Below are 17,103 nucleotides of genomic sequence, written 5' to 3'. Positions count from 1 at the left end.
GTCAGAGGCCCCCGCGGCCCCGTGATAGCTTGAGGACACAACGGCGCGGGGTGGAGCAGCTCGGTAGCTCGCTGGGCTCATAACCCAGAGGTCGCAGGTTCAAATCCTGTCCCCGCTACTGAAGATGAAGGCCCGGATCCTCAAGGATCCGGGCCTTCGTCATGCGTTCGGGTCGGGTTGCGGGTCACGGCCGAGTCGAACGGCCGTTGTGGGAAACCTGTGTGCTTGAGTTTGACAAGTCGCCGTGTCGGGAAGTCGACAAACCGCTGAAGTGACCTCACTGGCTGCGGTATTCCAGGTGTACGCGGGTTACGGGTGATGCGACGATGGCTCTTATGGGGGACAAGGCAAGGTTGTTGGAGACAGACCGGTTTGTGCATGCGCCCGACGACGGGCGCGAATCCGAGCTGCGGCTGGATGCGATGGAGGCCGCCGAGGTGTCCGACGCGTCCGACGCGGTGACCGAGACCGGTCACCGCCGGGCCGCCGAGGCGGGCGACACCGCCGCCATGAGCGCGCTCGGCGCGATGCTGCTGCGCCGCGGTGACCTCGACGGCGCCGAGCCGCACCTGCGCTCCGCCACCGCGGCCGGTGACCGCGCCGCGGCCAACAACCTCGGTGTCCTGCTCCACCAGCGGGGCTACACCGAGGAGGCGGCCGGCTGGTGGCGGATCGCCGCCGTCGCCGGTTCCGCCGCGGCCGCGCACGCACTGGGCAGGCACTACCGCGAGCGGGGCGACGAGCCCGCCGCCGAGTACTGGCTGCGCCAGTCCGCCGAGTCCGGGCACTACTTGGGTGCGTACGCCCTCGCCGACCTGCTGGAGCACCGCGGCGACATCGGGGCCGAGCGCTGGTTCCGGGCCGCCGCCGAACGCGGCCACCGCGAAGCCGCGTACCGCCTGGCCCGCGTCATCGAGGACGGCCGCGACACCGACCGCGCGGTGGAGCCCGCGTACGGCGAGCTGACCCGCGCCGCCGAGGCCGAGCAGTGGTACCGCCAGGCCGCCGCGCGCGGCCACCGGCGCGCCGCACTGCAACTGGGCGCGCTCCTGGAGGACCGGGGCGATGTGCAGGAGGCCGGACGCTGGTATCTGTCCGCGGCCAAGGACGGCGAAGCCCGGGCGGCCTGCGCGCTGGGCTTCCTGCTGCGTGACGCCGGTGACGAGGAGAGCGCGGCGGAGTGGTGGCGGCGCGCCGCCCAGGACGGCGACGGCAATGCCGCCAACGCCCTGGGTGCGCTGCACGCCGACCGCGGCGAACTGCAGACCGCCGAGCGCTGGTACCGCGCCGCGCTGGACGCCGGGGACGTCAACGGCGCCTACAACATCGGGCTGCTCTGCGCCGAGCAGGGCCGGGCCGGGCGCGGTGAGCAGTGGTACCGCCGCGCCGCCTACGCGGGGCACCGCGAGGCGGCCAACGCGCTCGCCATCCTGCTGTTGCAGCGTGGCGACGCGGCGGGGGCCGAGCCGTGGTTCTCCAAGGCGGCCGAGGCGGGCAGCGTGGACGCGGCGTTCAACCTCGGCATCCTGTTCGCAGGGCGCGGTGAGGACCGGATGGCGCACGCCTGGTACGAGCGGGCGGCGGCGGCCGGGCACACCGAGGCGGCGCTGCAGGTCGCCATGGTGCAGCTGCGTGAGGGCGACACCCAGGACGCGGAGCGCCATCTGCGCTGCGCGGCCGGGGGCGGCAGCCCCGAGGCGGCCTTCCGGCTCGCCGACCTGCTGGACCGCAGGTCCGTGGAGGCGCGCGACGCCGGGCGGCTGGACGACGGGCGGGAGCCGGACGACGAGAGCAGGCAGTGGTACGAGCGGGCCGCCCAGCAGGGGCATCGCCGTGCGCAGGTTCGAGTTGGCATGTTCGCGGCGGCTCGGGGGGATGTGGTCGAGGCCGCGACCTGGTACCGCGCGGCGGCCGAGGCCGGCAGTAGCAACGGCGCCTTCAATCTCGGGCTGCTGCTCGCCCGTGAGGGGAGCCTCCCGGAGGCCACCCTGTGGTGGCAGCGGGCCGCCGATGCCGGGCACGGCCGCGCAGCCCTGCGGCTGGCGCTGCTGGCCGCTCGCAGGGGCGCGCTGGCCGAGGCGCAGAGCTGGTGTGCGCGGTCGGTGGAGCTGGGGCCGCCGGAGGTCGCGGAGCGGGCGGCACGGCTGCGTACGGCGCTTCAGGAGGAGCTCAGCGCCTAGTGTGGCGCCGCGAGCCCAGGGCCGGGTCGAGGAGACCTGGCCCTGGGCCCACGGCAAGGGATTTGCGCTGGTCGTCGGCCTGGGGTTAAAGTAAGGACACAACGGCGCGGGGTGGAGCAGCTCGGTAGCTCGCTGGGCTCATAACCCAGAGGTCGCAGGTTCAAATCCTGTCCCCGCTACTGAAAGACGAAGGCCCGGATTCTTCGAGAATCCGGGCCTTCGTCATGTTCGCGTACGGAGGGGCGGCGCCCTGCGGCCCTCGCGGGGCCCCCGCCGGGATCCCGGTACGGACGGACGCCCTCATGTCTCGGTGTCTGCTCGGTGGGGCCGCCTGTTGCTCTCGCGCACGCCAACAAGCCCGCGCCCCCTCGGGGGCGCGGGCTCGGGCCGCGCGGAACGGGCGGCCGGCTCCGGTGTCAGGAGCCGGCGCTGCAGTTGGGGCAGACGCCCCGGTAGGTCACGGTGACCTCGGACACCTGGAAGCCGTAGCGCTCCGGCTCCGGCAGGGCCGAGAGCGGGTCGCCCTGGAGGTGGACGTCGCGGATCGTGCCGCACTGCGAGCAGACGAGGTGCTGGTGGTCGTGGTGGGCGTTCGGGTCGTACCGCTTGGCGCGGCCGTCCGTGCTCACCTCGATGACCTCGCCGAGCGAGACCAGCTCGCCGAGCGTGTTGTAGACGGTGGCGCGGGAGATCTCGGGGAGCCGGTCGCTCGCCCGCGCGTGTACTTCGTCAGCGGTGTAGTGGACGTGGTCCCCGTCGAGGACCTCGGCCACGACGCGTCGCTGTGCGGTCAGCCGCCAGCCGCGTCCCCGGAGTCGTTCCAGCAGGTCACTCATGCCAATCACCTATCAGTCAGATAGGGCCAGAGTAGCAGCGGCCGTCCATGGCCGGATCCGGTACGAGTTTCGTCCTCTTCTTGACTTAGACAATGTCCAATGTAGGATCGACTCCGGCGCAAGCCCAGGGCAGGTGAAATGAACTTTCAGGAGGCGCACGTGTCGGTAGAGAGCACCACCGGACCGCTGACCACGGAGACCGGGGCCCCGGTCGCGGACAACCAGAACAGCGAGACGGCCGGCATCGGCGGCCCTGGTCTCATTCAGGACCAGCTCCTGATCGAGAAGCTCGCGCACTTCAACCGCGAGCGCATCCCGGAGCGCATCGTGCACGCCCGTGGCGCCGGTGCGTACGGCACCTTCACGGTGACCGCGGACGTCACGAAGTACACCCGGGCGAAGTTCCTCTCCGAGGTCGGCAAGCAGACCGAGACCTTCCTGCGCTTCTCGACCGTCGCGGGCAACCTCGGCGCGGCGGACGCGGTGCGTGACCCGCGCGGCTGGGCGCTGAAGTTCTACACCGAAGAGGGCAATTACGACCTCGTCGGCAACAACACCCCGGTGTTCTTCATCAAGGACGCCATCAAGTTCCCGGACTTCATCCACACCCAGAAGCGCGACCCGTACACCGGCTCGCAGGAGGCGGACAACGTCTGGGACTTCTGGGGGCTTTCGCCGGAGTCCACCCACCAGGTGACCTGGCTGTTCGGTGACCGCGGCATCCCGGCCTCCTACCGTCACCTCAACGGCTACGGCTCGCACACCTTCCAGTGGAACAACGAAGCGGGCGAGGTGTTCTGGGTCAAGTACCACTTCAAGACCGACCAGGGCATCAAGAACCTCACCCAGGACGAGGCCAACAAGCTCGCCGGTGAGGACCCCGACAGCCACCAGCGGGACCTGCGGGAGTCCATCGAGCGCGGTGACTTCCCGAGCTGGACCGTGCAGGTGCAGATCATGCCGGCGGCCGATGCGGCCGACTACCGCTTCAACCCGTTCGACCTGACCAAGATCTGGCCGCACGAGGACTACCCGCCGATCGAGATCGGGAAGCTGGAGCTCAACCGCAACCCGGAGAACATCTTCGCCGAGGTCGAGCAGTCGATCTTCTCCCCGCACCACTTCGTGCCGGGCATCGGCCCGTCCCCCGACAAGATGCTCCAGGGCCGTCTCTTCGCGTACGGCGACGCGCACCGCTACCGCGTCGGCATCAACGCCGACCACCTGCCGGTGAACCGCCCGCACGCCACCGAGGCGCGCAGCCACGGCCGGGACGGCGCCCTTTACGACGGCCGTCACAAGGGCCAGAAGAACTACGAGCCGAACAGCTTCGGTGGTCCGGCCGAGACCGGTCGGCCGCTGTGGCAGCCGGTCGCGGTGACCGGCCGGTCGGGCGAGACCGCGGCCCCCTCGCATGCCGAGGACGACGACTTCGTGCAGGCGGGGGACCTCTACCGCCTGATGTCCGAGGACGAGCGGGAGCGCCTGATCGACAACCTCGCGGGCTTCATCGCGAAGGTCTCCCGTGACGACATCGCGCAGCGCGCGATCGAGAACTTCCGCAAGGCGGACGCGGACTACGGCAAGCGGCTGGACGCCGCGGTACAGGCCCTGCGCGGCTGACCGTTCCTCGCGGCCCGATCCCGTCGCAGCAGCGACGTGGTGCCGGCCGCGGGGCTCGCACAAGGGCCGCTTGCCGTAACAAACGAAGAGGCCGGACGCCATGGGGCTCCGGCCTCTTCGTGCGTCCGTGAGTGCCTCCGGCCCGTTCGGCGGGCCGGAGGCGAGGCGGGCTCGGCTCAGGCGGGTACGGCGTCGACGCGTTCGACGGCGTGCGACCGGCAGCGGATGATGTCGCGGACCGAGACGATGCCGACCGGCTCGTGGTCGTCGAGCACGATGAGATGGCGGAAGCCGCCGCGCACCATCGCGTCCGCTGCGTCGTCAAGGGTCCAGTCGGGGGCGGCGAAGACCACATCCGAGGTGGTGTGGGTCTGGGCGGTCTCCCGGTCGGGGTTGTCGCCCGCGCCGAGGGAGTTGAGGATGTCGCGCTCGGTGAGGATGCCGAGGCCGCTGTTGTCTCTGTCGAGGACGACGGCCGCGCCGACGCGTCGGGCCGCCATCAGTTGCGCGGCCTGGCGGAGGGTGTGAGCGGGCCCGATGGTGAGGACCACCGTGCTCATGGCGTCTTTGACGAACATGGGCATGGAGTGGAGCCACCTCCTTGGTGAATGCGCCTTGCGAAAGATTTCACAAGTTCACAAACTGGCGGATTCTCATGTTCACATGCCCAGGCGGATGCAACAAGGGGCGGATCGCGGACGGTTGTCCGCGCATCCGCCCCTTCGCAGGTCAGTGCCCTGCGTCGCCGACGTAATTCAGCAGATCGTCGTGGAGCAGGCCGTTGGAGGCCGCCGCGTCGCCGCTGTGCGGGCCGGGCTTGCCGTCCAGGCCGGTGAACCGGCCGCCGGCCTCCTGGACGACGACCGCGCAGGCCGCCATGTCCCACAGGGACAGCTCCGGCTCCGCGCAGATGTCCACCGAGCCCTCGGCGATCATCATGTACGGCCAGAAGTCGCCGTAACCGCGGGTGCGCCAGCAGTCCCGCGTCAGATCGAGGAAACCGGGGAGCCTGCCGCGCTCCTCCCACCCGGTCAGCGAGGAGTAGGCGAAGGAGGCGTCCTGGATGCTGCCGACCTTCGACACCTGGAGCCGGGTCGCGGAGGTCAGGCTCCGGCCCGTGTAGGCCCCCAGGCCCTCGGCGGCCCACCAGCGGCGGTTCAGGGCCGGTGCGGAGACGATGCCGACCACCGGGCGGTCGCCGCCCTCGCCGCGCTCCATCAGCGCGATCAGCGTCGCCCAGACCGGCACGCCGCGCACGTAGTTCTTCGTCCCGTCGATCGGGTCGATGATCCAGCGGCGTGGACCGGAGCCCTCGCTGCCGAACTCCTCGCCGAGCACCGCGTCGCGTGGCCGGGCGCGCTGGAGGTGGCCACGGATCAGCTCCTCGGCGTTCTTGTCCGCCTCGCTCACCGGGGTCATGTCGGGTTTGGTCTCGACCTTGAGGTCGAGAGCCTTGAACCGCTCCATGGTCGCGGCGTCCGCGGCGTCCGCGAGGACATGGCCGAGGCGAAGATCATCGTGATAGTCGGGCATGTGCGAACAGTATCCACTGGTATACGCAGGAGCCACACGGCCATGCCGGGCCAGGCGTGTGGTGCCTTCCGGCCCGCCCTGCGGTGACCCTTGACAGTCCCTGGCGCCCCGTCAATTCTGTGCGCACACCGGCCGCATGGGCCGGCTGCCGGGGAGGCGACGGATGCCCGCTGCGCGAGAATCCTTGCTGGATGCCGCCTACAAGGCGCTGACGACCCGGGCGTGGGCGGCTGTCCGGATGGTGGACGTCGCGGCCGCTGCCGGGGTGTCCCGGCAGACCCTCTACAACGAGTTCGGCAGCAAGGAAGGGCTCGCCCGCGCCCTCGTCAGCCGGGAGACCGAGCGCTATCTCCAAGGAGTGGAACGGGTGCTGCGGCAGACCGGGCCGGCTCCCGAGGCCGCCGCACCGAGGGATGCCGCGGCGGGCCGGGTGGTGGCCGCGGCGGCCTGGACGCTGCGCACCGCGCGCGCCAACCCGCTGGTCAGAGCCGCGCTGACGGGCTGCTGGAGCGAGCGCCTGCCACCCCCGCCCGGCGCGCCGCAGCGCGGTCCCCGCCCGAGGCTGCCCGGACAGCGCGCCGTGCCGTCCGCCGAGCGGCCGTTGCCGGGGCCCGGCGAACTGGTCGGCCGCTTCTGCGACCGGGCGGTCGCGGCACTCGAGCCGGACTGGCCGCAGGAGGAACTCCCCGCCCTGGGCGCCGCGTGCGAGACGGCGGCGCGGTTGACGCTGTCCTGCGTGGTCGCCCCGGCGGGGCCCGGCGCCGGGCCGTCCGCCGTGGGGAGCCCGGCCCAGGCGCGTCGGGAGGCCGAGACGGACGCGGTGTCGCGGCTTGTGCGAGGGGCGTTCGCCCGGCTGCCCGGTGGAGAGGCGGTTCGCCCCGGGTGAGACGGGAGCCCCGCCGGTCACCGTCCACGGGCGCCCGTCGGCAGCGTCAGCGGGTGTCGGAACCCCTCAGTGCGCCGCCCCGGACAGCTGCAGTCCGATGACGCCGACGATGACGAGGGTGATGGAGATGAGCTTGAGGACGGAGACCACGTCGCCGAGGAAGATCATGCCGTAGATCGCCGTGCCGGCCGCGCCGATGCCGGTCCAGACCGCGTAGGCCGGGCCGACGTCGAGTTTGCGCAGGGCGAGCGTCAGCAGACCGAAGCTGCCCAGGGCGAAGGCGCAGAAGGCGATGGTGGGGAAGAGTCGGGTGAAGCCGTGTGACAGCTTGAGGCAGACCGCGAAGCCCGTCTCCAGGATTCCCGCCACCACGACCAGCAGCCACGCCATATTCCTGTGCCTCCGTCAGTCGGTGACCGCTTCGCCGGACTTGGTGAGTTTATTCGTTCACCTCGGCGGGGCGGCAGCAAACCCAGGAGTCAGTCGCCCTCGCGTCGCTCGCGGGTGGCCAGCAGCCGGCGCAGTGAGTAGAGGCGTGCCGGATCGGCGTGCCCGTCGGTCACCCACTGGTCCAGCGCGCAGTCCTGTTCGTCGTGGCTGCACGCGCGCGGGCACTCGGCGGTACCCGGCACGAGGTCGGGGAAGGCCAGGATGACCCGCGAGGGGTCGACGTGGTGCAGGCCGAAGGACCGTACGCCCGGGGTGTCGATGACCCAGCCCGAGTCGCCGGGCAGCGGGAGCGCCAGGGCCGAGGTGGTGGTGTGCCGGCCGCGGCCGGTCACCGCGTTGACGTGGCCCACGGCCCGGCTGCGGTCCGGGACCAGCGCGTTGACCAGGGTGGTCTTGCCGACGCCGGAGTGCCCGACGAACGCCGTCATGCGCCCGGACAGCTGCTCCCTGATCCGCTCGGCCGCGCTGCCGTCGGCGAGTTCGTCGCGGTTGGTGACGAAGTAGGGGACGCCCAGCGTGCCGTAGGACTCCAGGAGGGCGTCGGCGGACGCCAGATCGGACTTCGTCAGCACCAGCAGCGGGTCGAGCCCCGCGTCGTAGGCGGCGACCAGACAGCGGTCGATGAGGCGGGGGCGCGGCTCGGGGTCGGCGAGCGCGGTGACGATGGCGAGCTGGTCGGCGTTGGCGACCACCACGCGCTCGAACGGGTCGTCGTCATCGGCCGTACGGCGCAGCGTCGAGGTGCGCGGCCGGACCCGGACGATCCGCGCGAGGGTGTCCTTGTCGCCGGTCAGGTCGCCGACGACGGCGACCCGGTCCCCGACCACCGCGCTCTTGCGCCCGAGTTCGCGGGCCTTCATGGCGTGGACCGTGCGGCCGTCGATCAGGCAGGTCAGGCGGCCGCGGTCGACGGTCAGGACCAGGCCCTCGCTGGCGTCCTCGTGCTTGGGGCGGATGTTGGTGCGCGGACGGTTGCCCTTGGGGTTGGGGCGGACGCGGATGTCGTCCTCGTCGGGGTTCTTGCGGTAGCGGCGCATGGCGGCGGCAGACCTCAGACTCTCCGGGCGGGGACGGCGGCCGGATCGAGCATGTCCGTCCACATCGCGGGGAAGTCGGGCAGGGTCTTGGCGGTGGTGGCGACGTTCTCCACCTCCACGCCCTCGACGGCCAGGCCGATGATCGCGGCGGCGGTGGCCAGCCGGTGGTCCTCGTAGGTGTGGAAGATCCCGCCGTGCAGGGGCCGGGGCCGGATGTGCAGGCCGTCGGCGGTCTCGGTGACGTCGCCGCCCAGCTCGTTGAGCTCCTTGGTGAGCGCGGCCAGCCGGTCGGTCTCGTGCAGCCGCAGGTGGGCGACGCCGCGCAGGGTGGAGGGGGAGTCGGCGAGGGCGGCGACGGCCGCGATGCCCGGAGTCAGCTCGCCGACCTCGCTCAGGTCGACGTCGATGCCGTGGATCCGGCCGCTGCCGGTGAAGGTCAGGCCGCGGTCGGTCAGCTCGCAGGAGCCACCCATGGTGGTGAAGATCTCGCGCAGCGCGTCACCGGGCTGGGTGGTGTGCTCGGGCCAGTCGGGGATGGTGACCCGGCCGCCGGTGACCAGGGCGGCGGCCAGGAACGGCTGGGCGTTGGAGAGGTCGGGCTCGACGACCAGGTCGCGGCCCAGCAGGGCGCCGGGGGTCACCCGCCACACGTTCGGCTCGCCGCCCGCCTCCGGGGTGTCGACCTGGGCGCCGACGCTGCGGAGCATGTCGACGGTCATCCGGATGTGCGGCAGCGAGGGCAGGGCGGAGCCGGTGTGCCGGACCTCGACGCCCTGGTTGAAGCGCGGCGCGGACAGCAGCAGGGCGCTGACGAACTGGGAGGACGAGGAGGCGTCGATCTCGACGGGGCCGCCGTCCAGGGCGCCGCCGCCGTGCACCGTCATGGGCAGCGCGCCGCGGTTGTCGTCGTCGATGCGGGCGCCGAGGGCGCGCAGGGCGCCGATGACGCCGTCCAGGGGGCGTTCGTAGGAGCGGGGGTCGCCGTCGAAGCGGATCGGGCCGTCGGCGAGGGCGGCGACCGGCGGGAGGAAGCGCATGACGGTGCCGGCGTTGCCGACGGCGACGGTGGCCGGGCCGTGCAGGCCGGCCGGGATGACCCGCCATGCCTCGCCGCCGGAGGTCTGGCCCGCGGCGCCCACGGAGCTGGAGGAGGCGGTCTCCTCGATGCCGACGCCCATGGTGCGCAGCGCCTCGGCCATCAGGAGGGTGTCGCGGGAGCGCAGGGGCCGGCGCAGCCAGCCGGGCTCGGAGGAGAGGGCGGCCAGGACCAGGCCGCGGTTGGTGACCGATTTGGAGCCGGGCACGGTGACGGTTGCATCGACGGCCCCGGAGGCGAGGGGGGCGGGCCACAGGGCGAGGTGTGCGGGGCTCTCGGTCATGCCCTTACTTTAATGGCTGGGCAAGGGTGCCGATCTTGATCAAAAATGGCGCAACGTATACGAAACACGACCCTGGTAACGCGCCCGCGCGTCACGCAGGCGCACGCGGTGGGTGCCGATGGGGCCGATGCCCGGGTCATCGGTGGTCCGGCGGCCCGCAGCGGTCACCTGAGGGCGCCTCGGCGGCTCAGACGTCCAGCAGCCAGCGCCCGCCGCCCATCAGGCAGCACAGCGACACGACGTGGAAGAGGCCGAGCCAGAGGGCCGCGGGCACGTGCGTCAGCCGGGCCAGCTGGTCGGGGTCGGAGTCCGTCGCCCCGCCCCGCCGCCGCTTGCCCTGCAGTTCGAAGGCCGGCCGCACGCCGCCCAGCAGCAGGAACCACACCACCGCGTACGCGAACGCCGCCTGGACGTCCGGCGTCGTCAGCCAGGAGACGAGGAGGAAGGCGGCGCCGGCCAGGACGACGGTGAGCACGCCGTAGGCGTTGCGGATCATGACGAGCATCGCCAGAAGCAGGGCGGTGGCGCCCCACAGCAGGGCCGTGATGTGGCCCGAGGCCAGCAGCGCGGCGCCCGCGAGGCCCAGCAGGGACGGCGCGGTGTAGCCGGCCGCGGCGGTCAGGATCATGCCGATCCCGGTCGGCTTGCCGCGGGAGACGGTCAGTCCGGAGGTGTCCGAGTGCAGTCGTATGCCGTCCAGGCGCCGGCCGGTCAGCAGCGCGATCAGCCCGTGCCCGCCCTCGTGCGCGATGGTGACGGCGTTGCGGGACAGCCGCCAGGCGGTGTGCGGGACGACGGCGCCCAGCGCGAGCACCCCCGTGACGATCACCAGCCAGAACGAGGGGTCCGGCTGGGTCCCGAAGACGCGGCTCCATACATCGGTGAGGTGATCGGTGTCCATGTCTCCCCTTCGTGTGGCATGGCAGTCTGGCACGCATGTGCGGTAGGTATGCAGCGAGTCGCAGGCCCGAGGACCTGGTGGGAGCGTTCGGCGTCCAGCGGTGGGAGCCGGCGGAGACCCTGGCGCCCGACTGGAACGTCGCCCCGACGAAGAACGTGTACGCGGTGCTCGAACGTCCCCTGAAGGGCGCGGCGTCCGCGGGCGGCGGAGTAGGCCATGCGCCGAGCGGCCCGGTGCGCCAGTTGCGGACGCTGCGCTGGGGGCTGGTCCCGTCGTGGTCGAAATCACCCGACGTCGGCGTGAAGATGATCAATGCGCGGGCCGAGACGGTGCACGAGAAGCCCTCCTACCGGCAGGCGTTCGCCACCCGCCGCTGCCTGCTGCCCGGCGACGGGTATTTCGAGTGGGTCACCGACGCGGCCGAGCGCGAGCTGGAGGAGCAGGGGAAGAAGAAGCGGAGCCGGAAGCAGCCGTACTTCGTGACGCCCGCGGACGGCTCCGTGATGGCGATGGCCGGGCTCTTCGAGTTCTGGCGCGACGGGACGCTGCCCGCCGACCACCCGCAGGCGTGGTGGGTCACCTGCACCGTGGTCACGACCGAGGCGGAGACCACACCGCTGGCCGGCGCCACGGGCGGCGAGGGGCCGCAGTCGCTCGCCGACATCCACCCCCGCATGCCGCTGGTCCTGCCCCCGGACCGCTGGGACGCCTGGCTCGACCCCGCGCGCACCGACCCCGACGAGCTGCGTGAGCTGCTGACGCCGCCGCCGGCCGGGCTGATGCGCGCCCACCCCGTCCCCACCGGCGTCAGCAACGTCCGCAACAACGGGCCGGAGCTGGTCGCCGAGCTCGACGGGCCGGAGGTCGGCACCCTCTTCTGAGGCGGCCGCGCCGCGCTGCCGCCTCTGAATCGGCTGCCGGCCCGGGCAGGATAGGGGCATGAGCACAGCGGCGAGTGAGCGCGAGACGGTCGGGACGCCCGGGGGCGACGCCCGGATCACCTGGTACCGCGATCCGGTGCCCGCACGGGCGGTGGTGGCGGTCAGCCACGGCGCCGGCGGCGGCATCGAGGCGCGGGATCTGCGTGCCCTGGCCGCGGCGCTGCCGGCCCGCGGCTACACCGTGGCGCTGGTCGAGCAGCCGTGGCGGGTGGCGGGCAAGAAGGTGGCGCCGGCGCCCAAGACGCTGGACGCCGGGTGGACGGCGCTGTGGCCGGCTCTCGCCAAGCCGGGGCTGCCCGTCGTCGCCGGGGGCCGCAGCGCGGGCGCCCGGGTGGCGTGCCGTACGGCCCGGGAGCTGGGTGCGCACGCGGTCCTGGCGCTGAGCTTCCCGCTGCATCCCCCGGGCAAGCCGGAGAAGTCCCGGGTGGAGGAGCTGACCGGCGCCGGGGTGCCGACGCTGATCGTCCAGGGCGGCCGGGACCCGTTCGGCCGGCCCGAGGAATTCCCGGAGGGCACGCAGATCACCGAGGTGGCGTACGGCGACCACGGATTCGCGGTGCCCAAGAAGGCGGGCACCGGCGAGGCGGAGTCGATGGCGGTGCTCACCGGCGCGGTGCTGGAGTGGCTGGACGGCCTGTTCGGCTGACGGCGGGCCCTGCCGGAGCCGGTCCCACGGGGGCGGGGCGGTGGGACGGCCGGCCCGGGCGGGCGAGGAAGCGCGGGCGGGGCGGGAATGTGCCGCGGGGTGCCGATGTTGTGCGTGTCGTAACAGCGAGTACCACCTGAAGCTCGAGGAATGGAGTGCGCCGCATGGGAATCGCTTGCCCGGCCCGCCCGGCCGCCGACCTGCAGTGGTCGCAGATGCAGGTGACGCAGCCCGCCGTGGCTGGAGCGGCGGCGGCCCCTGATCGTCGTCTATTCTCCGAATCGAGTGGGTCCGCATCCGGATCCGTCACGGTGTTGGAGGAGGTGGGTCCGTTCACTGGGACCGACGCAGGGACCGACGGCACGGCTGAGGACAAGGCTGCGAGCCGGAAGGAGAGCGACGCCGAGCGCAACGCGCGCTTCGAGCGGGATGCGCTCACCTTCCTGGACCAGATGTACTCCGCCGCGCTGCGCATGACGCGCAATCCGGCCGACGCGGAGGACCTGGTGCAGGAGACGTACGCGAAGGCGTACGCGTCCTTCCACCAGTTCCGGGAGGGCACCAACCTCAAGGCGTGGCTGTACCGCATCCTGACGAACACGTTCATCAACTCCTACCGCAAGAAGCAGCGGGAGCCGCAGCGCAGCGCCGCCGAGGAGATCGAGGACTGGCAGCTCGCGCGCGCCGAGTCGCACATGTCCACCGGACTGCGCTCGGCCGAGTCCCAGGCGCTCGATCACCTGCCCGACTCCGACGTCAAGGCCGCTCTGCAGGCGATTCCCGAGGAGTTCCGCATCGCGGTCTATCTCGCGGACGTCGAGGGCTTTGCGTACAAGGAGATCGCGGACATCATGGGGACGCCCATCGGCACGGTGATGTCCCGTCTGCACCGCGGCCGGCGCCAACTGCGCGGCATGCTTGAGGATTACGCCCGTGAGCGCGGGCTGGTCCCGGCGGGGGCCGCGGCCGCGGATGCGCAGGCCACGCCGACGTCGGGGTCGCACGACCGGAAAGGCTCGGGATCATGAGCTGCGGAGAGCCGCACGAGAAGGACTGCTCAGAGGTTCTTGATCACCTCTACGAGTATCTCGACCGGGAGATGCCGGCCGGGGAGTGCGCGGAGTTCCAGGTGCACCTCGACGAATGCTCGCCGTGCCTGGAGAAGTACGGCCTGGAGCAGGCCGTCAAGAAGCTCGTCAAGCGCTGCTGCGGCCATGACGACGTCCCCACCGACCTGCGCTCCAAGGTCATGGGCCGGATCGACCTGATCCGGGCCGGGGAGACCGTGCCGGAGCTGAGCGTGCTGGAGCAGGCCAAGCACGAACAGGCCCAGCGGGAGCAGGCGGACGCCGAGGCGGCCGACTCCGGCACCGCGGGCGGTTCGCCCTCCGCCGACCCGGGCGATGCACGGGCCGAGGCCGCGCGGGCCGAATAAGGCGACGCGTCACCCTAAGGGGTGAGGGGCGGGGCGATTCGTCCCGCCCGATCCGCTAACGCCCCCTCTCCGGGGCCGCAGCCCCTCTATTCTCACCGAATTCCTCGCGCCGCGAATGCGGCCGCGGGGGCGAGCGGTGGGCGTAGGAGGAGGCGCGATGCGGGGACTTCCGGTTGCCGCGCGGTGGTACATCGGATGCGCCGCGTTGGCGGCGGCACTGTGCCTCGTCCCCGCGATACGTTGCGGCGTCGCCGACTGGGCCGGGGCTCTCGCCCTCGCGGCCCTCTACGCACTCTGCGAACAGCTGCGCAAGCGGCCGATGTCGGACAGCCGGGGGCCCCTCGGCGTCGGCTCGTTCTTCCCCGTGCTGCTGGCCGGCGTCTTCCTCCTCCCCGCGCCACTGGCCGCACTGGTCGCCGTACCGGGCGCGCTCGTCGCGCAGGCCGAGGTGCGCTGGACCGGCGCCCGCAAGGTGTGGCACGCCGCGCAGCTCGCGCTGGCCTGCGGCGCCGCCTCCGAGATCTTCGACGCCATCGGCCACCGCCCGCTGTCCGCACCGCAGTTCCCGGTGGTGCTGCTCCCCGGGGCGGCCGCCGCGGTCACCTTCTGCGTGGTGCTCGCCGCTCTCGACGGCGGGGTGCTGGTCGCCGCCGAGCGGCACCCGGTGCGCAGCGCCTGGCGGGGTCTGCTGACCCGGTCCCTGGGGCCGCATCTCGTCCACGGTCTCGCCGGGTTGATGATGGCGGTGCTGTGGCGCAGCTCCTACGGTCCGCTCGCGGCGCTGCTGGTGCTGCTGCCGATGTACGTCTCCTGCTGGATCTTCGCCCAGTGCCACCAGGAACGCGCCGCCCACCAGGCCACCATCCGCGCCCTCGTCCAGGCGGTGGACATCAAGGACCGCTACACCCGCGGGCACAGCGAGCGGGTCGGCCGGGCGTCGGTGATGATCGCCCGGGAACTCGGTATGGCGGAGGACCGGCTGGAGGCGCTGCGGTTCGCCGGGATCCTGCACGACGTCGGCAAACTCGGCGTCCCCACCCGCCTGTTGCGCAAGGACGGGCCGCTGACCCCCGAGGAGCGCCGCGTCATCGAGCTGCACCCGGAGTACGGGCACGAGATCGTGCGCGGCATCGGATTCCTGGGCGAGGCGCGGGCCGCGATCCTGCACCACCACGAGCGGCTGGACGGCCGGGGGTATCCCTACGGCCTGTCGGGGCACCGCATTCCGGAGTTCGCCCGGGTGGTGGCCGTCGCCGACGCCTTCGACGCGATGACCTCCACCCGCTCCTACCGCCGGGCCCGGCCGGTGCCCACCGCGGTGGCCGAGCTGCGCAAGTGCGCCGGTGCGCAGTTCGATCCGCGGATGGTCCGGGCGCTCGCTGCGGCGCTGGAGCGGTACGGCTGGCACCCGGACCTGGTGACTGCGGCGGACGCCGACCCCGGGACCGTGGTCCCGCCGGTCGTGGCGGTGGACGGCGGCGCCGCGACGGCGCCGCTCGCGGGGGAGCGGGGCGTGGCGCAGGCGGGGAGAGGAAACGTCCCGCCACCGGGGCGGGACGGAGCAGCGGAAGCGGGGCGGACGGGCGCGCGTAAGGCCGGTGCGGACACGGAACGGCCGGTCGCCGGACGGGCGGCCCCCGCCGGCGGCCGCGCTGCCGGTGGTGACGCGGCCCGTGGTGACGCGGGCGGTGCAGGCCGTGACGGCGGCGCCGGCTGCTGCGCGGGCGAGGGGGAGCCGGAGCGTACGGCTGTCGGGTCCGTGCGCCGGTCGGGACGGGCCGGACGGCCCTGGCGGGACGGCGGGCGGTGAGCGGCGGACCGGTGGCGCCCCGCGGCGCGGGACGCAGGCCGCACGGCGCACACGCACGCGGGGCGGCCGATGCCACGTCGGTCGGCCGCGCGGACGGTCACCACACCGGCCTGGGGTACGGCGTGCCCGCCCGTCACTCCTACGGCGTCGTGGTCGGTGTCCACGCGGCCGCCGCCGCGCTGGCGTGCTGGGCACTGGGCCGGACGCTGTGGGAGGGCCTGGGCGAGCCCGGTGTCGCGCTGGCCTTCGGGGTACTGATCGCGGTCGGCGAGCTCGTGCGCTGGGGGCCGGCGCGGAGCGGCGGGCGCGGCCGGGGGCCCGGCGAGCGGGAGAGCGCACCGCTCGGCGCCGCCTGCGCCCTCGCCTACGCCCTGCTCGGCGAGGTCGGCGGGCGGCCGAGCACCCACGGCGTCCCGCAGTCCGTCACGGTGGTCGTGGCGGCCGGGCTGGTGGGGCTCGTCCCGCATGTCGCGTTCGGCCGGGGCCCGGCACTCGACCACCTCGCCCGCCGCGTCCTGACCGTGGGCTTCGCGGCCACCTGCTTCCAACCCCTCTACAACTCCGGCCGGTTGACGCAGTGGGTGGCCAAGGGGCCGGTCTATCCGCTGTTCCTGATCGGACTGCTGGCGCTCACCGCCCTCTGCGACGCGGTACTGGCCGCCGCGCTCGCCCGCGCCCGGACCGGCTGGCCGTACGGCCCGCTGCTGCGCGACGAGTTGCGCGCGCTGATCGGTATCGGCTCCGCCATCTGCGCCACCGGAGTGGTCATCTCGCTCGCCACCGCGGTCGCCGGGCTGTGGGCGCTGCCGGTCTTCTGCGTGCCGCTGCTGCTGACCCAGTTCGCCTTCCGCCGGTTCGCGGCGGTCCGCACCACCTACCGGCAGACCATCGCCTCGTTGGCGCGCTCCACCGAGATCGCCGGCTACACCCCGCACGGACACGCCCGCCGGGTGGCCGGGCTCAGCCGTGCCGTCGGGCGTGAACTGGGCCTGAGCGAACCGGATTTGGATGTGCTGGAATACGCCGCGCTGATGCACGACATCGGCCAGCTGTCGCTGCTCGACCCGGTCCCCGCGGGCGCGACCGCCGTGCTGGCGCCCGCCGAGCAGCGCCGGATCGCGCTGCTGGGCGGTGCGGTGGTGCGGCAGACCGGGGTGCCCGCGGAGGTCGCCGTGATCGTCGAGCGGCAGGCGGATCCGTACCGGGACCAGCCGGTCACCGCGCGTATCGTCCGCACGGTCAACGCCTACGACGACCTGGCGGGGGAGTCCGGGGGGCCCGGGGGCGCGCTGCGCGCCATGGAGCGGCTGCGGCTGGCCACCGCCCAGGACCACGAACCCAGGGTGGTCGAGGCGCTCGCACGGGTCCTCGCGCGAGGTGGCCGGACGGGGTGACGGCCGCCCCGCGCCGGGCCGGCAGGCGAGGACATGGCCGGTTCCGGGGGGT

The 17,103-nt window shown here is 72.9% G+C and carries 15 protein-coding genes, 2 tRNA genes and 1 pseudogene; 11 read left to right on the top strand and 7 right to left on the bottom strand.

Going from position 1 to position 17,103, the window contains the following annotated elements; all coding sequences use genetic code 11:
* Nucleotides 1-44: 44 nt before the first annotated feature.
* The 3 genes from QOM21_RS12840 (at nucleotide 45) to QOM21_RS12830 (ending at nucleotide 2,359) form a co-directional block, all read left to right on the top strand.
* Nucleotides 45-118: transfer RNA gene (locus QOM21_RS12840), tRNA-Met, on the top strand.
* A 208-nt stretch (nucleotides 119-326) separates the two neighbouring features.
* On the top strand, nucleotides 327-2,180 hold the full coding sequence (locus tag QOM21_RS12835; RefSeq protein WP_407550028.1) for a tetratricopeptide repeat protein: 1,854 nt from the start codon (nucleotides 327-329) through the stop codon (nucleotides 2,178-2,180).
* A 105-nt stretch (nucleotides 2,181-2,285) separates the two neighbouring features.
* Nucleotides 2,286-2,359 (top strand) — tRNA-Met (locus QOM21_RS12830).
* 237 nt (nucleotides 2,360-2,596) lie between these two features.
* Here QOM21_RS12830 and QOM21_RS12825 read toward each other — a convergent pair.
* On the bottom strand, nucleotides 2,597-3,016 hold the full coding sequence (locus tag QOM21_RS12825; RefSeq protein ID WP_393896646.1) for a Fur family transcriptional regulator: 420 nt from the start codon (nucleotides 3,014-3,016) through the stop codon (nucleotides 2,597-2,599).
* A gap of 138 nt (nucleotides 3,017-3,154) precedes the next feature.
* On the opposite strand from QOM21_RS12825, the gene QOM21_RS12820 reads away from it, so the two are divergent.
* The gene (locus QOM21_RS12820) at nucleotides 3,155-4,639 is read left to right on the top strand and encodes a catalase (RefSeq protein WP_407550027.1); all 1,485 of its coding nucleotides are present in this window, start codon (nucleotides 3,155-3,157) and stop codon (nucleotides 4,637-4,639) included.
* 176 nt (nucleotides 4,640-4,815) lie between these two features.
* Here the strand turns inward: QOM21_RS12820 and QOM21_RS12815 are convergent, their stop codons facing one another.
* Both QOM21_RS12815 and hisN read right to left on the bottom strand, forming a co-directional pair.
* Nucleotides 4,816-5,217 (bottom strand): cyclic nucleotide-binding/CBS domain-containing protein, encoded by a 402-nt coding sequence (locus QOM21_RS12815; RefSeq protein ID WP_407555655.1) that lies wholly within the window; start codon nucleotides 5,215-5,217, stop codon nucleotides 4,816-4,818.
* Nucleotides 5,218-5,368: 151 nt separating this feature from the next.
* Complete coding sequence (gene hisN / locus QOM21_RS12810) at nucleotides 5,369-6,172, bottom strand: histidinol-phosphatase (RefSeq protein WP_407550026.1); 804 nt, start codon at nucleotides 6,170-6,172, stop codon at nucleotides 5,369-5,371.
* A gap of 163 nt (nucleotides 6,173-6,335) precedes the next feature.
* On the opposite strand from hisN, the gene QOM21_RS12805 reads away from it, so the two are divergent.
* A complete protein-coding gene (locus QOM21_RS12805) occupies nucleotides 6,336-7,058 on the top strand; it encodes a TetR/AcrR family transcriptional regulator (RefSeq protein WP_407550025.1) in 723 nt (240 codons plus the stop codon).
* A gap of 66 nt (nucleotides 7,059-7,124) precedes the next feature.
* Here QOM21_RS12805 and QOM21_RS12800 read toward each other — a convergent pair whose 3' ends face one another.
* The 4 genes from QOM21_RS12800 to QOM21_RS12785 form a co-directional block, all read right to left on the bottom strand.
* A complete protein-coding gene (locus QOM21_RS12800; RefSeq protein WP_407550024.1) occupies nucleotides 7,125-7,448 on the bottom strand; it encodes a DMT family transporter in 324 nt (107 codons plus the stop codon).
* A gap of 89 nt (nucleotides 7,449-7,537) precedes the next feature.
* The gene (gene rsgA / locus QOM21_RS12795; RefSeq protein WP_407550023.1) at nucleotides 7,538-8,545 is read right to left on the bottom strand and encodes a ribosome small subunit-dependent GTPase A; all 1,008 of its coding nucleotides are present in this window, start codon (nucleotides 8,543-8,545) and stop codon (nucleotides 7,538-7,540) included.
* 14 nt (nucleotides 8,546-8,559) lie between these two features.
* Entirely contained in the window at nucleotides 8,560-9,924 is a 1,365-nt protein-coding gene (aroA, locus tag QOM21_RS12790; protein ID WP_407550022.1) for a 3-phosphoshikimate 1-carboxyvinyltransferase, read from the bottom strand.
* 187 nt (nucleotides 9,925-10,111) lie between these two features.
* Nucleotides 10,112-10,825, bottom strand: a complete 714-nt coding sequence (locus tag QOM21_RS12785) for a M50 family metallopeptidase (protein ID WP_407550021.1) — start codon at nucleotides 10,823-10,825, stop codon at nucleotides 10,112-10,114.
* Between the two features lie 35 nt (nucleotides 10,826-10,860).
* Here QOM21_RS12785 and QOM21_RS12780 point away from each other — a divergent pair, with 35 nt between their 5' ends.
* The 6 genes and pseudogenes from QOM21_RS12780 to QOM21_RS12755 all read left to right on the top strand — a co-directional run bounded on the left by QOM21_RS12780 (nucleotide 10,861) and on the right by QOM21_RS12755 (nucleotide 17,051).
* Nucleotides 10,861-11,706 (top strand): SOS response-associated peptidase, encoded by an 846-nt coding sequence (locus QOM21_RS12780; RefSeq protein WP_407550020.1) that lies wholly within the window; start codon nucleotides 10,861-10,863, stop codon nucleotides 11,704-11,706.
* A gap of 58 nt (nucleotides 11,707-11,764) precedes the next feature.
* Nucleotides 11,765-12,412, top strand: a complete 648-nt coding sequence (locus tag QOM21_RS12775; protein ID WP_407550019.1) for an alpha/beta family hydrolase — start codon at nucleotides 11,765-11,767, stop codon at nucleotides 12,410-12,412.
* A gap of 323 nt (nucleotides 12,413-12,735) precedes the next feature.
* Nucleotides 12,736-13,440 (top strand): sigma-70 family RNA polymerase sigma factor, encoded by a 705-nt coding sequence (locus QOM21_RS12770; protein ID WP_393896636.1) that lies wholly within the window; start codon nucleotides 12,736-12,738, stop codon nucleotides 13,438-13,440.
* Nucleotides 13,437-13,847, top strand: coding sequence for a mycothiol system anti-sigma-R factor (gene rsrA, locus QOM21_RS12765; RefSeq protein WP_407550018.1), 411 nt, complete (start codon nucleotides 13,437-13,439; stop codon nucleotides 13,845-13,847). The genes QOM21_RS12770 and rsrA overlap by 4 nt, the downstream gene beginning before the upstream one ends.
* A 157-nt stretch (nucleotides 13,848-14,004) precedes the next feature.
* Nucleotides 14,005-15,306 (top strand): annotated as a pseudogene (locus QOM21_RS12760) (HD-GYP domain-containing protein); the annotation flags it as partial.
* Between the two features lie 473 nt (nucleotides 15,307-15,779).
* Nucleotides 15,780-17,051, top strand: a complete 1,272-nt coding sequence (locus QOM21_RS12755) for an HD-GYP domain-containing protein (protein WP_407555654.1) — start codon at nucleotides 15,780-15,782, stop codon at nucleotides 17,049-17,051.
* Nucleotides 17,052-17,103: the final 52 nt, after the last annotated feature.

The organism is Streptomyces sp. Pv4-95 (genome assembly GCF_045782725.1).
GTDB lineage: Bacteria > Actinomycetota > Actinomycetes > Streptomycetales > Streptomycetaceae > Streptomyces.
This window is presented reverse-complemented; position numbering and strand designations above follow the sequence as displayed.